Genomic DNA, 14,401 nt, shown 5'->3' with positions numbered 1-14,401 from the left:
TGGCCAGGCTAGCCGCGCTGGCCCGGCTGCCCGCTCGTTTCTCGGGGGCAAGGGCCGGAGGACCGAATACGCGGCGGGCGACGGGGCGTGCGGACAGTTGTCAGGAAGCCGGGAGCCTTAAGCAGCGCCGAGAGGAAGCAGACCAGGACGAGGACCGCGAAGAAGTTGAGGCACGAGCCCGATGCCATCTGTCCCGCCTCGCCGTTAACCCGGCAAAGTTGCCTTGACCGTCACGCCCCGGAGGCACGCATGGCACGTCAAAAGCCCGCTCACAGGTGAGAATCACCATGGCAGCCTGGTACCAAGAAGTCGTCGGAGACCCTTCCCAGCTACCCCCCGAGCGGCTCAAAGGCAGGCAACTCGCGCTCCTGCACGCGTTGGAGAACGGCGGGCCCGAGACGATCAGGGAAGCTGATCGAGTCCTGGGGCCTGGTCTGGAAGGTCGGCCAGCACGGCGGCCTCACGGTCGACGTACCGGACGACACCGGCTGAGCTTGTCCTACCTTCTAAGCTTGTTCTCTATCTACCAAGCGTGCTGCATGACCACCTCCAGGCCCAGGCGCTCAGCCCCGACAACAGCCAAGATGTACATCGACGCGGCAAGCCACCTTGTGCCTGTGCTGTGAGACGAAGATTCGGTGATCAGTGCCGGTTCCTGATCCGGTCATGACATGGCGGCGGCCGTGGCGGAGGTGATGTCCACCTGATGCGCGGTCGCGGGGGAGCTTGGCAGTGGGCACGGTGGAACGGTGACTATGTTGGAAGAGCGTGTAGCGGTCGATGTGGAGCTGGGGGAGCTTTCCCCTGCTGTTCCTGCGGAGTGGGGTGGCGTTCTGCGGGGTGTGCCGGTGCGCTTGGCGGTGGCACTGCGGTCGAGTGGGGAGGCGCGGCTTCGCTTTCCCGATGGCGAGGAACGGCGGATTCGTCCTGCAGGCCGGAGTGGCCTCGATCGTCGGGGCCGTTTGCTGGTCCTGTTTGTGGGCGAAGGGCCGGTTCCCTCCGGGTGACGCGGCGAAGGAGGCCATGTGCCTTGCCGGTGCGAGCGTAAGCGGAGTGCTCGGAGTCGGGTGTCTGACCGGCGTCAGCCTGCAGGACTGAGCTGTTTCTGCTTCTTGATCAGTGCGCAACCTCAACCGTCGGACTCCTTCCCATCCCGACCAACTCCCGGAGGGCACTGTGAAGACGGGGAGACCGCGGCCAGAGAGGGCGGCAGCGAACGAGGGGGATCTATGCCAGGTGGGGACTTTCCTGTTCCGTCCAGATGGTCTTGCTGTTGTCACTGAAGCGGACGCCCCAGTTCTGTGCGAGTTCGGCGCAGATGAAAAGGCCGCGTCCGCCCTCGTCGGTGGTCTGGGCGTGGCGAAGGTGTGGTGAGACGGGGCTGGAGTCGCTGATCTCGAAGGTGAGCGTACGGCCGCTGTTGATCAGGCGGAGGGTGATGGGAGGGGTGCCGTAGCGGATGGCGTTGGTGGCCAGTTCGCTGACGATGAGCTCCGTGGTGAGGGAGAGCTCGTCGAGGTTCCATTGGGTCAGTTGACGCCGTGTGCGGGCGCGGGCAGTGGCGATGGCCGCGGGTTCGGCGGGTAGGTCCCAGGTGGCGACGAGGCCGGGTTCGAGTGCCTGGGTTTGCACGAGGAGCAGCACCGCGTCGGTGCCGGGGGCAAGGGCGGGGACGGTGCGCATAACCTCGTCGCGCAGGTCGCCCAGGGGTCGGGTGCTTTGGGCGAGGATCTGCCGCAGGCGGTCCTGGCTGGTCTTCCTTTCTGCCTCGCTCGAGGGAAGGAACGCGTCGGTGTAGAGAGCGATGATGCTTCCCTCGGGGAGGTCCAGACGGGTGCTGGCGAAGGTGTCTTCGCCGCCGCCCAGCGGGGGAGCGACGGGAACATCGATGGTCTCGACGGCCCTATGGGGGTGGGCGAGTACCGGTTGCGGGCCACCGGCGAGGGCGAGGGTGCAGCTCAGGGCCAGGGGATCGTAGATCCCGTAGAGGCAGTCGGCGGTCAGTGTCTGGTTTTGCAGAGGGTCGCTGGTCGGCAGGCGGGCGCGTTCGGCGGCAAGTCGGGACACGGTCCCGTTGAGGCGGGCGAGTAGTTCGTCAGGTTCCAGGTCCAGTGATGCCAGGGTGTGGATGGCGGTGCGCAGCTGACCCATCGCCATGGCGGCGTGGATGCCTGTACCCGAGACGCGACCGACGGTGAAGGCGATCCGCGCACCGGACAGCGAAAAGACGTCGAACCAGCCGCCGGCATCGACCGAGTGATGGAAGTGGGCGCTCTCCACGACTGCCTGCGGCGCTGGGCGCTGGGCCAGGAGACGGCGCTGCAGCGTCAGGGCGATGGTGTGCTCTCGGGCGTAGCGGCGCGCGTTGTCAACGTGCAGCGAGGCCCGTCCAGCGACCTCCAGCGCGAGGCCGAGATCCTGGTCCACGAACGGGTCGCGGCCGGGAGAACGGTAGAGACTCAGTATTCCCAGTACGCCGTTCCTCAGCGTCATCGGGATGACCATGGCAGAGTGCGAGCCCTGCGCGTGAGACGCCTGCGCATGGTGGTCGGGGGTTTCGTCCGGCTGGTACGTGACAAGCTGGGGGCGCAGGTCGGTCAGGGCCTGAAGCCAGGCCCCTGGAAATCTAAAGGGACCCGTACCGGTGCCAAGTGAGTCCCGTTGAGGGGCCGCCGTGGCGAGGGACATCCGACGCAGGGGTATGGCGGGTCCCACGGGCCCGGGCGGGGGGTCATCGCCCCGCACGACGGGGTCCAGCAGGTCGACTTCTGCGGCGTCGGCGAACGTGGGCACCAGGATCTCGACGAGTTCCCCGCAGGTGGTGTCCAGCTCGAGCGTGTGCCCCAGGCGCTCTCGCACGTCGTTGAGGATTCGGGCGTGAGCGAGGGCCCGCTCGCGGATGGTGACGTCCACCATCGCCGTGGACAGGCCCAGCACCCGGCCGTCCGCGTCCTGGAGCCGGAACACGGAGACGGAGTACACGTGCTCGTGCGCGGGGTCGTGGGGCGGGCGGCCGCGTACGAGCCTGTCCAGCGCAGGTTCGCCGGTGGCGAGCACGTCGTGCAGCATCGCCACGGTCTCTTCAGGGTCGGACAGATGCACCACGTCGCCGAGCCGGCGGCCGAGCACGTCTGCGGGCTCGACTGCACTCATCCCCGCTGCCGCTGTGTTCACCTGCAGGACGCGCAGATCGGGATCCAGTACCTGCATCCCGATGGGCGACTGGGTGAACAGTGCCGTCAACACCGCCTGCCCCCGTGCGTCGGCACCCCGCCCCTCATCCGGACGCAGCAGCCAGACGCCCCAGCCCGACCGGCCATCGCGCAACGTCACGGGTTTCACCGCGAGCCCGGGAACCGCCGCTGCCCTGTCCGAACGGCGCTCCGCCCCGGCGCCGGCCGGGTCCCATACCGCGGTCAGCAGCTCCACGACGGAACGGCCGACAGCGAAGTCTGCACCGAGCTCGAACAGGGACCTGGCCTCCTGGCGCCACCCGACGATGACACCCGCTGCGTCGATGACGAGCAGCGCGTCGTCCGATGCCACGGCCAGATCCTCCATGCGTCGCCTCCGGCGCGGACAGATCAGCTCTGCAGGCCGGGCGTCTGCCTCAGGTAAGGTCCCTTCCAGAGTGCCCCCCGCGCAAGGACACCGCACGTCGGAGCCAAGGGGCGTTGTGGAACGCCCGTCCTTGAGTGCGGTGTGCGGTGTGCGGTGGCGGGCCAGAAAAGACGACTGGGGCCCCTCGGCTGGACGCGCCGAACCGTCATTATCCGTGTCGAAGGGCGGTTCTCCTCTATCTCTCCCGGACCCTGCACGACGGTCGGGCCGACCGCGTACCGGGGGAGACGCATCACGACGGAGGTCAATCCATGAGCGCACTGCCGCACGAGCCGAGCCCGCGAGCCGCCTACGCAGACCCGCACAGGCTGGAGGCCCACGAAGGGCCCCAGACCCTGGCGGAACTCCGCGCCGCGCTCGCCGTGATCAGCCCGACGACTCTTGCAGCGTTCAACGCCGAGTTGGACGCCGCGCGGTTCGGCGCAGCTCAGGACGAGGTCATCAGCCGCTACCGTCGAACGGTGGCGTTCGCGACCCGCCCCGAGGTAGCGGCCGCCGTCCGCTCCTCACTGGACGGCACCGCCGATGCCCGGCCGGTCGACGAACTGTTCGCCTACCTCGATGGGCGAGGCACGGCCGCGTGACCCGATGGACCGTCCTTGTGCCACCGCGGCTCTACGAGGAATTCGCCCAGCTCAGCGGTCCCGGACGTAAGGCCGTGCATGAGGTCCTGGCGCTCCTCGCCGAGGACCCGCGCAACGCCGTCACCAGCCGCGAACCGATCACCGGCGCCGATCTACGGCAGATCACCACCGAGCCCACTGCCGACACAGGCGACCGCATCAGCATCCTATACCGAGTCCACGACGCTGAGACGGCCGATAAGAAGTCATCTCATTTGGTGAGTCGGCGGTAGCAGATGAGGGTGCAGGCGATGGCGGCGAAGGCGAGGAAGTGTTCGGCCTTGCGTTCGTAGCGGCGGTGGAGTCTGCGGCAGCCGGCGAGCCAGGCGACGGACCGCTCCACGACCCAGCGGTGACGGCCCAGATGGGTGGAGGACTCGATGCCGCGCCGGGCCAGGCGATGCGTGATGCCCCGACTGCGGAGCCATTGCCGCAGGTGGCGGTAGTCGTAGCCCTTATCGCCGTGCAGCTTGCCGGGCCTGCGGCGGCGCGGACCGCGGCAGTGAGCGGATCGGCGGGATGCCCCGCACGAGCGGCTCCAGACCCTGGCTGTCATGCATGTTCGCACCCGAGATGCCGACTGCCAGAGGAAGTCCGGTCCGCTCGGTGATCGAATGGATCTTCGACCCGTACTTACCGCGATCCACAGGATTCGGACCTGTCAGATCCCCTTTTTCAGGGCTCGCATGTTCACCGAGTCGATCACGCGGTGGGACCAGTCCAGTTCCCCGTGGGAGCCGAGCTCGTCAAGGACCAGGCGATTGAGCTTCGCCCACACCCGGGCCTTGGACCACTCCGTGAAACGCCGGTGAGCAGTGGCTCCCGAAGGCCCGAACGAGGCGGACGGAAGCTGCTGCCACGTGCAGCCCGACGTGGCCACGAACACGATCGCAGCCAGCACCTCCCGGTCACCGTGCCGCCGCCGACCACCGCCCTGAGGCCGGCTCGGTGCCTCCGGCACCACCCGCTGGAACAACTCCCACAACTCATCCGGCACCAGCCGCTCAACGATCCCCACACCCACAGACTATCGAACAAGCCAAATGAGATGACCTCTTATAGTGCTTGTCACTTCGCCTCGGGCCTGTAAGGGCCGGGCGGCCATTGGCGCCAAGGGACGATCTTGGTATTCGGCTCATGCCGGTGGTGTGCCCCGGCCTCGGCCTCTGCGATGAAGCACTGCCCGGAGGGTGTGTGCGGCGGCGCGGCCGGTGCCGGTCGGCAGTCCTCCACGGTGCACGCTGAGGAGTCCGGGCCGGCGCGCGTGTCAGCTTCCGCCGTCCACTACTCACTGTCACGGGTGAATTACCGGTGCCGCAGGCGGGAGAGTGCTCCGGCGTCCCTAGGGTTGCGTGCGCCGGGCCGTAGGCGTCAGCCGTACGGCGGCACGACAGGCGGAGGTCGTCTTGGGCGTGGATGCGAGCACCAGCCAGGAACGGATGGACCGGTGGAAGAGCCTGCTGTCCGGGCAGGACAGCAAGGGGGCCCGGGGGGCGGCGCTGCGCCGGAGTGGGCCGGTGAACCTGCTGACCGGGGTGTGGCTGCACGCGGCGGCGCGGGCGGAGCAGGGGCTGGAGCTGACCGGGCTGGAGCGCTCGATCCTGGAGCCGCTGCAAAGGGTCCTGGGTGAGGGCGAAGTGTCCGCGGTCGGGCGCCTCTACCGTGAGCAGCGCGGCGAGGAGGGCCTGGCGGTGGCCTTGGTGCCGCAGGCGGTGACCTCCCGCAGCCTGCAGCAGGGGTACGGCCTTGAGGAGTACAGGGCCGCGCTGACCGAGCTGCTGCCGCAGATCATGGCCATGCCGAACATGGCGGTGGTGGACCGGGACAGGCTCGCCGCGGGCGAGGGCATCGACACGCCGGAGTTCACCGCGGCGCTGGCCGAGTACGGGTACGGCGTCACCGGCTTCACCGGCGCGGGGGACGACGAGGCCAGCGATCAGGCGGTCGCACCGTTCCGGGCCCGTCTGGAGTGGGGAGGGTTCCACTGCTATGAGGCGGCCGGTGACCAGGGCGGCGGCCGCGACGAGATCTACTGGACGTGCGCGTCCAACGCCACCGACTACCAGCACACCACCCGTACCGGCCCAGTTCTCGTATAGCTGCCGCCAAGTGGTGAGTAACGCTGAGTAACTACACGGGGCTCAACATGGCCAACAAGGGCAAGAACAGCAACGGCTCGCAGTTCTTCATCACGACCGTGGTGACCTCCTGGCTGGACGGCGCACACGTCGTGTTCGGCGAGGTGGTCGAGGGCATGGACCTCGTGACGAAGATTGAGAGGTTGGGAAGCCCATCGGGGAAGACCAAGGCGACGATCAGCATCGTCGATTGCGGCATTGTGGATTGAGCGGGAGCGGCCCGTCGCCTGAGTCTTCAAAGGCAGGTGGGTGGCCGCTGCCCGACCCCTCGTCGGCCAGATCGTGCGCCTGTACGCTCCGTGATCGCTTTGCCGCTGTACGTCGTCGGCGCCTACGGCCTGAGCGACCTAGCCGCGGTTAGAACGCGCTGGCGTACCTTGCCGTGCACTTGCCCACTCCACCGATGAGGGTGGCGATCTTCCTCTTCCCGCAGTCCTTCACAGCCCATTTGCCGCCTTCGCACTCAAGAAGGCGTTCGCCGAGCGTACTGGTCGCCCCGACCTCGCAATTCAGATGGCGGAGTGTGTTAGACAGCTCGGTCAGGACGGGTTGCCCACCGGCTGCCGGGGGTTCATCGGCTGCCGACGGTCCGGCGGCAACACCCAGAGCAAGAACCCCGGCAAAGGCCAGGGCGGCAAGATGACGCTTCATCGTGATCATGAGCTGACAACGCTCTTCCGCAGAAAAGGACACCTCCGCCCAGCTGCCATGAGCAACATTGACCTGTCGAATCGTCCGTCTGGACGGTACACAGCCCATGTCGCTGGCCACTGACATCTCGTGTCGTCGGCGGAGGCTTCGGGAGTACCGGGCCGTGTTGACGAGTGTCGGCGCTAATGGGACGAGTTGGCCAGCATCCGGCACACCGTCTCCGGATGCCAGCGCTCCCCGAAGGAGCTGATCACCGCCATTTGCGGCTGGTGACGATCCTGCTGGCTTATTCAGTCATGCGGCGAGGTGCCGTCAGTCACGGTTTCGACCACATCGACATTCCCCACCCCACCCTCGACCGGAAATGCCAAGACGGCCGCTGCTGCCCCGGCCAACGAGCCGCCGGCCCCGCCGGGCACGGAATAAGCCAGCAGGATCGGTGACAGGGTTCTTACTCGCACTACGGCCGGAACGGGGGCGAGGAGATCAGCGGCGTCGTCGTCCTGGGGTGGCTGCACCTGCCAGATCGTACAGAAAAGGGTGCTCCTCAACTTCTTGGGCACATCGACTTTCTGACACCGTTTTATGGGCATGATCCGGCGTCGATCCGGTCGCGCGCCGCCACTTACCGATCTTGCTCAGCAATCGGTCGATAGATGAGCAAGATCGCGGAGCGGGCAGGCTGCGGGCCTCTCCTACCCTTCTGCCGACACCGAAGTGAAAACTGCCCGGCATCGAAGTTGGACCTATGGGCTTCGATCCACGGGCACCATCGCCTGACGGACAGTTACCATTTGCTTACTCAATGCGACTACGTAAATGGAGAACGCCATGACGACGGGTGCCAGAGTCAGCTCAGCGTGCCTGCGGGCATACCACGACCTGAGGGACGGCAAGAAGCACAAGTACGTCCTCTTCAATCTCGGCAAGGACAACACGGAGATCGTCGTCGAGAAGGTTTCCAGCTCCACGGACTACGAAGACTTCATCGCGGACCTTCCAGAGACGGAGTGCCGCTGGGCCGTCTACGACTTCGAGTTCGAGAAGGAGGGCGCCGGGAAGCGGAAGCTCGCCTTCGTCTGGTGGGCACCGCACGCGGCCCAGGCCAGCCAGAAGATGTTCTTCGGCGCCTCCAATAACGGGCTCGTGCGCTCGCTCGCGGGTGTCGCATTCGAGATCCAGGGGGCCGAGTACAGCGAGGTCGCCTACGAGGCGGTCCTCGACAAGGCGAACAGCGGGAACTGACCTGGTAACACCGTCGGGTGTCCGCAGTGGTGGCCGGCCGCTGGGGGGCTTCGCCCAGCGGCCGCTAAGGTCGGCTGCACGATCCCGGTGCCCGACGGTGTCGGAGGCCAAGTCGATGCCCTGTTCTCGTGCTCGGCGAACGATATCGGTCGTGGACACATCGGGGGCCGGGCCCGGCCGCTACTGGGATGTGCAATATCCCGCGGGTTCGGTCGGCTTCTTTCCTCCGTTGCAGCAGGTCGACCGGGCATGCAGGACCGGCGAGCCCGTGTGGATCATGATGGATCCTCGGAAAGCCCGAAGATCCATCATGATCCACATGCAGATGTGCGGGCCGATACCTGCGGACTACCTGATCAGACCCCGTATTGAGGCATTGAGCGGACTACGAACTCACGGGTTGTTCACACCACAAGGTCGGCACCAAACCCCGCCCGCGGCGCCTGGACTTCCGCCCGCGCGAACCTCCAGGAAGCCCACGAGGTTGGATAGCTCCATGGTGCGACGAGAGCGCGTGAAGAAGAGACGGCCTCCCTTCGGCATGCCGAGAAACATCGTCCTGCTGGCGACGCCGGAAGGCTGGCGCCACAGTGTTCTCACCGAGGAAGGCGGGATGCTCTGCGGACGCCTTGCCGACGTGGCGGCCAACACCGACCCAGCCGAGGCACAGGCCGCCATGGCTGCCATGGTGGTGGGACTCGCACACGACTTCCACGAAGCTGACGTCGATGTGACCTGGGATCCGCCCCGGGAACCCGGGTCCTGGACAGCTCAGGTCACCGTTGCCACGACCCCACCGAGCGCCTGAAGTCAAACGACAAGATGAGTGCCTGTTCCTGAACCTCGGTCTGAGGTCTGACGCGCAGCTTGCCTGTGCATTTCTCTGCGCTTGTCTGCGTCGGGTGACTAGGCACCTGCAAGATCGTTAGCCGGGGTATGAACAAGCAACTCGCTGCCGTAGCAGTCGGCCTCGCCGTCGCCCTCGGTGCCCTCTCCACTGCCGCCCCCGCCTACGCTGACGGAGGACCCGCCGTGGTCGACCACGAAGACGACGGAGAGCGCCAGCAGGTCATCCTGAACGACGTCAATCAGGACCAGCGCGACACCAATGGTCCCGTCGACATGGTTAGGGAGAAGATCCTGCACTTCCTTTCCAGCGCCCCGAATTTTGGTGGTGCGGCGTTGGGTCCGGCGGGGGAGACCCAGCCCGGCTTCGCTGTCATGTCGGAAGAGGGGAAGGAGAAGATCGAAGACTGAAAGCCTGCTTCAAGCCCCCGAGGCTGCCGTTTGCGTCGCCCGGAGGCGTCACCGGGTGACGCCTCCTGAACGCGACCGTCGGCGCCATGCTCGCGTCCGGCGGCGCGGTGAGCGGTAATGGCTGTCGGATCGCTTCGTCTTCCCGAACGGAGTCTCCGCGGCGTACCAGGTGCTGCCACACTCCGGGCATGTGAAGCGGGGCCAGGGATGGCGGCGGCCTTCGAGCACCGCCTTGAGGGCCGCTCCGCCGGCGTTGATCGCTTCGCGATCCGACCCTCGCCATGGTCCTGACGGCCTGACCCGCGAGTGCCAACGGCCTCACGGCGGCATGATTTCGAGTCCGAACTGGTGCAACAGTCCTTCGGCAAGCTCTGTGGCACCGGTGATGAGGGCCTGATCGTCGGCAAAAGGTGCCAGGTCGCTGTAGGCGGGCTGCACGGCGGAGGGCTGTCGGGCCCACTCGGCTATCTCGGGACGGCTGAAGCCGAGGACGACGGGAGTGAAGCGGAAGGGGCCATCGGCCTGCGTCCCGAGGACGGCCCGAAGCTCGATCGCCGCGTCCATGCGCAACGCCAGTCGGTGCTCGTGGGCGAGGGCGACGGTCTCGAAGACAGCGCTGATGAGCACCGGCGTGGCCACGGGCAGTTCGACGCCCGGCTTCGGCTCGTGCAGGGCGCTGTGCGAGAGATCGACGGCAGTGACGACCGTGCCGTCGTGATGCAGTTCCGCCAGCACCCCGCGTCGACGCGTAGCGCGGGACGGCACGAACATGTTGGTGTCCACCCAGCGCCGCAGGCCCCTGCGCGGGTCGTTGTCGAGGAGATCGTGGAAGACCTGCGGAACCCGTAGCCGAGGCATCGGGACGACAGCGGCAAGCAGGGCCTCCGCGCGCTTCGTGCTCTCGTGCATGACCAACTGCGCTGCCGAGCGGGACAGCGCCGGCACCATCCTGGGAATGGGGCGCGTGGGCCGTGCGGCGACGATCAGCCACGCCGTGGGACCTTGTGACTCTCCCAGGACGAGGTCGGTGACGTGCTGGACGTGTTGGTCCAGAGCTGCTTCGGCGACAGCCTGGCGGGCGAAGCGTTCCCGGTACGCAAGAGCGACCTGGTGCTCGGCCATGTAGCCGGTGTCATCGCGGTATCGGAAGGGAGCGTTGAAGGTGGTCTTGTCCTTGTCCTTCTGCTGCCAGCCGTAGAGGAAGTGCGGCGCCATCTCACTGGCCGGGACATCGACGACGAGGATGTCCTTGCCGGTGCCGTCGGTGGCTGGGAGCTTGAGGTAGCTCACTCCGCTCACTGCGGGTTGCAGATGGACGCGCAGCCACTGACCCAACTGCTTGTCGTTGACCCCGTCCAGATCGATACCCGCCATCGAGATGTCGTCACTGACGCCGTAGACGAGCAGACCACCGCGGGTGTTGGCCATGGCGGCGACATCTTTGGCGAACTCGTTCCACTCGCCCTTGACCGGCGAGGTGGCTGGCAGGTCCTCCTTCCAGTCCAGGTCGTCGCTCTCGCCGAGCTTCCGCTGAACGGCTTCGGTGACCATTGCGTATGTCACCGGTCCCGGCGGGTGGCCGAGGAATTCGTGCAGCCGGGTCCATGTTCGTGCCATTCCGGCAGCGTAGTTCCCAACCGGGAGTGTGCGCTTGGGGTTTCGATCCAGCGATCTTCGACGGAGCGGAGAGCGCAGCCGCTTCGGGAGCACCGGGCCCAGCAGGGATCTACCGCTCGCGTACGGCCTCGGGACTGGTAAGCCCGCTGACAAGGTCGAGATCAAGAGCTGCCTCGCGATCGTCTTCCAGCGCCGCGGCTGCATCCAGGCCATGCTCGACGCCGGGACCCCGGCCGAGGTGGTCGCCGTGCACTCCCGGCACTCGCCGCGCTCCACCGCGTTCGACGCCTACCGCAAGAAGAAACTGTCCTGGAACGAGAACCCGACCGCCGCCCTCGGGCTGGCAGCCTGACCCGACCGGAAGGAAGCCCCCCGTGGACAACGACGAGGAGAGGGCCGGTGCACCCGTCCGCGACCGCGACGCCGGACGGTCCGACGACGGGACCGGTGACGCGTGATCCCCGGACAGCATCGAACCAAGGGCGGCGCCCCACAGCTCGGCGTCGCACCCGGCCGGCCCTGCCCGTTCGGCACCTACCGGGCACACCCGCCCGCACCCGGGGAGGACGACCTCGATGAGGCAGGGGGGACCCGGCAGGAACAAACCGGGGAGCCGAAAGGTCGTGGATCAGACCCCTCCGACTACTGGGACAGGCCGGTGCCGCCTCCCCGCATCCTCTGCCCCTCAAGCCAGGCGGCCCGTGCGGCGCGCGAACTGGGTGATTCACCCCGAGTGGATGCATGTTCCCGCTCAAGAGTGCGGCGGTAAGGCCCGTCTGTCGCCACGACCTTCCTGCCGACACCCGGCAGCGCTTCAAGGTCAGCAATCTGCCGGTCGAGCGCGGCGAGCCTTGGGTGTTGGGGATCGTCAGCCGCGTAGGTGTTACGGAGATTCTTGATGGCAGCCAACTGCTCGCGAAGAACAGCGGCACTCGTCGTCTTACGCATCTCTTCCCCAAGTCGGAGTACGGGCCACGACCGTCGATCGTCCTCCCCAGCTTTCACTCGCGCCAGCAGTACAGCCCAGGCCGTTGGCGGCTTATGACGGCGTTCTTACCGGCCGCCCAACCCGGCGGGCCCCGGTGCCCCGGTCCGGCTGTGAAGGACGGCGGGGGCACTGGCCACAAGCCGGGCCACAGCACGGTCCAGGAAGCGCAGGGATCCGGCTGGCGACCCTGGCTGTTCGGCAGTCAGCGCCGCCGGGACCTACGCGAACGCATCCACCACGGCCTGGCACTTGGTCCCGGCCTGGTGGACCAGGCGCAGCCGCTCCAGCAGTGCCGACAGCTCCGCAGGCTCCCCCTCGGGACGCGCCGCGCTCACCAGTTCGTGCAACACCGCTCCCTGCTGGGCGCAACCGCCGGTGCGGTGGGCGTAGTCCACACTCGCCAGCAGCAGGGCCCGGGCGTACGGCAGACCCAAGGATGCCGCCACGGACGTCAGCCCGGCCCGGCTCACGTCGCGGCCGTCCAGCTCGATACGGCCACAGGCGCAGGGGGCCATCCGGTCCAGCAGCGCGAAGAGACGTTCCTCGGGCTCCCTTTCCAGATGCTTCCACGTCGCGTCGCAGTCGGTGAACGCGAACGCGACCGCCTCGGAGTATGCCTGCGTGGCCTGGTCGGCCCCCGCGGCCATCCGCTCATCGCGTGACTGTCGCTGCCGCTTCGTCCGTCCCGACTTCACTCGTCCCACGGTCTGCCCCTCCCGATCGTTAATCTGTCTCCGGCCCAACGTGTCACGAGAGTGGTCGTCACGGCCCGGGCTGGGCGGTCAGTCGTCCAGGGGCCCGGACATCTGCTCCGCCCGGCACGTTCCGCACATGCCGTAGGGGCCCTGTCCTTGTACTGCCGCCACCCGACAAGTAGCTGAGCGTGAAGCCCCAGGCAAGGGTCTTCGGGGCAGAACCGCTTCCGATAGCGTGCCGCCAGGTACATGAACGGGTCCCACGCCCCCTTCCCATCCCGAGGTCCTCTTGTCCCGACGCATCAGCCGACACGGCGGCAGTGGCCGCAGCGCGCCCGTGAAGCAGACGCCGAAACCGCCCACCCCCAAGCAGATGCAATCGGTGAACTGCCCCGCCTGCAACGCTCCCGCTGGCACGCCCTGCACCCTCCAAGGCGGACACTGGGCCCGCGCCGACGCCTACCGCGCAGCCAACCCCAGCCGGGTGCCGGCGCAACAGAGCCCCACCGGCAAGGCCAAGGCCGCGACAGGGCAGAAACCCCGTGCTGGCACCCGGTCCTGCGCCATCTGCCACAAGCCCCTCGGTAAACGCCCCACCGCGGTGGCGAAGTCGGGCAAGACCTGCCACGCCTCCTGCCTGAAACAGGCCCAGCAGGCCAGCACCGGAAAGCCGCAGCCGTCCGCACCCCGGCAGTGGAACACTACCGTCGCAGAGCGGGAGTTCGCCCGGAACAAGGAAGCCGTCGAGTCGGGGCGAACGTTCCGCTCCGGGCAGTCGTCCGGGTGGAGGCTGGGCAGCTCCCCCTCCAGCGCCGGCGAGATCAAACGCTAGGCCCTCCGCGCGGGGTCCGGTGACGAGTCCCGCACTGAAGCGGAGGCCCTAAAGTCACACTGAGCTACTTGTCACTTCGCCGTCGCTCGGGAGAACAGGTCCGCCGCCTATGCCCGGTATCCGACCGGCCCCGCGCGGACGGCCGCACGAGACCGATCGCGTCGAAGGGTGCGAGCGGACGGAGCAGGGCACCGGGCGGTGAACCGTCCGGTGCCTGTCGTCTGTCGGGCCGTCAGCCCTCGCGTTCGTAGCCGACGATGGCGTCCGCCACGTCCTGTTCCAGGTAGCCGACCCACTCCGATCCGAAGAACGCCATCGGGTGCTGCTTGGAGTAGGGGACCGGCCCGACCCGCTCCGGGGCCAGCGTCGTCAGGTACTGACCCCTATCGGTTCTCGGCTGCTCTAGGCTCACCGCGGCGAGGTACCCCGTGGTCCTGTCCGGGGCCACGACGAGCAGCATCACCTGGGGATGGATGACCGAACCGCTCTCCAGGTCCTTGATCCGCCAGCACCACCACGACCCGGCCCGCTGGTAGGTTCTGCGGCCTGCGGACCAGAGAAGAGGTGGAGGGACTCCCGGCCGGCGTACGGCGCGAGCCGGGCGACTGCTTCGGCACCCAGCTTCCGCACCCGCTGCTGCGCTTCTGCCTCCCACTTCTCCTTGAGCCGCGCCTGTTCTTCCTTGCGGTCCCGTTCCTGTCTCGCCTTGCCGATCGCGTCGTCCAGCGCCATGG

Annotated in this window: 13 protein-coding genes and 3 pseudogenes; 8 read left to right on the top strand and 8 right to left on the bottom strand. The window is 67.5% G+C overall.

From position 1 onward, the window contains the following. Nucleotides 1-1,227: 1,227 nt before the first annotated feature. Nucleotides 1,228-3,546, bottom strand: a complete 2,319-nt coding sequence (locus tag N4G66_RS06920; RefSeq protein ID WP_261703068.1) for a SpoIIE family protein phosphatase — start codon at nucleotides 3,544-3,546, stop codon at nucleotides 1,228-1,230. A 326-nt stretch (nucleotides 3,547-3,872) separates the two neighbouring features. On the opposite strand from N4G66_RS06920, the gene N4G66_RS06915 reads away from it, so the two are divergent. After that, entirely contained in the window at nucleotides 3,873-4,205 is a 333-nt protein-coding gene (locus N4G66_RS06915) for a hypothetical protein (protein WP_261703067.1), read from the top strand. 250 nt (nucleotides 4,206-4,455) lie between these two features. Here the strand turns inward: N4G66_RS06915 and N4G66_RS06910 are convergent. Further along, nucleotides 4,456-5,256 (bottom strand): annotated as a pseudogene (locus tag N4G66_RS06910) (IS5 family transposase). Between the two features lie 400 nt (nucleotides 5,257-5,656). Here N4G66_RS06910 and N4G66_RS06905 point away from each other — a divergent pair. Both N4G66_RS06905 and N4G66_RS06900 read left to right on the top strand, forming a co-directional pair. Further along, a complete protein-coding gene (locus N4G66_RS06905; protein WP_261703066.1) occupies nucleotides 5,657-6,343 on the top strand; it encodes a hypothetical protein in 687 nt (228 codons plus the stop codon). A 41-nt stretch (nucleotides 6,344-6,384) separates the two neighbouring features. Further along, nucleotides 6,385-6,591, top strand: a pseudogene (locus N4G66_RS06900) (peptidylprolyl isomerase); the annotation flags it as partial. Nucleotides 6,592-6,739: 148 nt separating this feature from the next. Here the strand turns inward: N4G66_RS06900 and N4G66_RS06895 are convergent. Then, nucleotides 6,740-7,042, bottom strand: a complete 303-nt coding sequence (locus N4G66_RS06895; protein ID WP_261703065.1) for a hypothetical protein — start codon at nucleotides 7,040-7,042, stop codon at nucleotides 6,740-6,742. A gap of 281 nt (nucleotides 7,043-7,323) precedes the next feature. After that, nucleotides 7,324-7,551: a hypothetical protein gene (locus N4G66_RS06890; RefSeq protein WP_261703064.1), complete on the bottom strand. Its 228-nt coding sequence runs from the start codon at nucleotides 7,549-7,551 to the stop codon at nucleotides 7,324-7,326. Between the two features lie 313 nt (nucleotides 7,552-7,864). Between N4G66_RS06890 and N4G66_RS06885 the strand changes: the two genes are divergently transcribed. The 3 genes from N4G66_RS06885 (at nucleotide 7,865) to N4G66_RS06875 (ending at nucleotide 9,535) form a co-directional block, all read left to right on the top strand. Continuing rightward, complete coding sequence (locus N4G66_RS06885) at nucleotides 7,865-8,278, top strand: actin-binding ADF family protein (protein ID WP_261703063.1); 414 nt, start codon at nucleotides 7,865-7,867, stop codon at nucleotides 8,276-8,278. 514 nt (nucleotides 8,279-8,792) lie between these two features. Further along, entirely contained in the window at nucleotides 8,793-9,086 is a 294-nt protein-coding gene (locus N4G66_RS06880; protein ID WP_261703062.1) for a hypothetical protein, read from the top strand. Nucleotides 9,087-9,214: 128 nt separating this feature from the next. Then, a complete protein-coding gene (locus N4G66_RS06875) occupies nucleotides 9,215-9,535 on the top strand; it encodes a hypothetical protein (RefSeq protein ID WP_261703061.1) in 321 nt (106 codons plus the stop codon). 1,197 nt (nucleotides 9,536-10,732) lie between these two features. Here the strand turns inward: N4G66_RS06875 and N4G66_RS45845 are convergent. Next, nucleotides 10,733-11,086, bottom strand: a pseudogene (locus N4G66_RS45845) (AlbA family DNA-binding domain-containing protein); the annotation flags it as partial. A 100-nt stretch (nucleotides 11,087-11,186) separates the two neighbouring features. Here N4G66_RS45845 and N4G66_RS06865 point away from each other — a divergent pair. Next, nucleotides 11,187-11,504, top strand: coding sequence for a hypothetical protein (locus N4G66_RS06865; RefSeq protein ID WP_261703059.1), 318 nt, complete (start codon nucleotides 11,187-11,189; stop codon nucleotides 11,502-11,504). Between the two features lie 854 nt (nucleotides 11,505-12,358). Here N4G66_RS06865 and N4G66_RS06860 read toward each other — a convergent pair. Beyond that, nucleotides 12,359-12,844, bottom strand: coding sequence for a hypothetical protein (locus N4G66_RS06860; protein WP_261703058.1), 486 nt, complete (start codon nucleotides 12,842-12,844; stop codon nucleotides 12,359-12,361). 364 nt (nucleotides 12,845-13,208) lie between these two features. Between N4G66_RS06860 and N4G66_RS06855 the strand changes: the two genes are divergently transcribed. Beyond that, on the top strand, nucleotides 13,209-13,667 hold the full coding sequence (locus N4G66_RS06855; protein ID WP_261703057.1) for a hypothetical protein: 459 nt from the start codon (nucleotides 13,209-13,211) through the stop codon (nucleotides 13,665-13,667). 232 nt (nucleotides 13,668-13,899) lie between these two features. On the opposite strand, the gene N4G66_RS06850 is transcribed toward N4G66_RS06855, so the two are convergent. Further along, the gene (locus N4G66_RS06850; protein ID WP_261703056.1) at nucleotides 13,900-14,127 is read right to left on the bottom strand and encodes a hypothetical protein; all 228 of its coding nucleotides are present in this window, start codon (nucleotides 14,125-14,127) and stop codon (nucleotides 13,900-13,902) included. Then, entirely contained in the window at nucleotides 14,127-14,399 is a 273-nt protein-coding gene (locus N4G66_RS06845; RefSeq protein WP_261703055.1) for a hypothetical protein, read from the bottom strand. Before N4G66_RS06845 ends, N4G66_RS06850 begins: the two co-directional genes overlap by 1 nt. Nucleotides 14,400-14,401 lie beyond the last annotated feature (2 nt).

The organism is Streptomyces rhizosphaerihabitans (assembly GCF_025399795.1).
Classification (GTDB): Bacteria; Actinomycetota; Actinomycetes; order Streptomycetales; family Streptomycetaceae; genus Streptomyces; species Streptomyces rhizosphaerihabitans.
This window is presented reverse-complemented; position numbering and strand designations above follow the sequence as displayed.

What these genes read in the sequence shown, in the direction of transcription:
- N4G66_RS06915 (WP_261703067.1), top strand. Translation starts at nt 3,873, where the DNA reads ATGAGCGCACTGCCGCACGAGCCGAGCCCGCGAGCCGCCTACGCAGAC.
- N4G66_RS06895 (WP_261703065.1), bottom strand. Translation starts at nt 7,042, where the DNA reads ATGATCACGATGAAGCGTCATCTTGCCGCCCTGGCCTTTGCCGGGGTT.
- N4G66_RS06885 (WP_261703063.1), top strand. Translation starts at nt 7,865, where the DNA reads ATGACGACGGGTGCCAGAGTCAGCTCAGCGTGCCTGCGGGCATACCAC.
- N4G66_RS06875 (WP_261703061.1), top strand. Translation starts at nt 9,215, where the DNA reads ATGAACAAGCAACTCGCTGCCGTAGCAGTCGGCCTCGCCGTCGCCCTC.
- N4G66_RS06855 (WP_261703057.1), top strand. Translation starts at nt 13,209, where the DNA reads ATGCAATCGGTGAACTGCCCCGCCTGCAACGCTCCCGCTGGCACGCCC.
- N4G66_RS06850 (WP_261703056.1), bottom strand. Translation starts at nt 14,127, where the DNA reads ATGCTGCTCGTCGTGGCCCCGGACAGGACCACGGGGTACCTCGCCGCG.
- N4G66_RS06845 (WP_261703055.1), bottom strand. Translation starts at nt 14,399, where the DNA reads ATGGCGCTGGACGACGCGATCGGCAAGGCGAGACAGGAACGGGACCGC.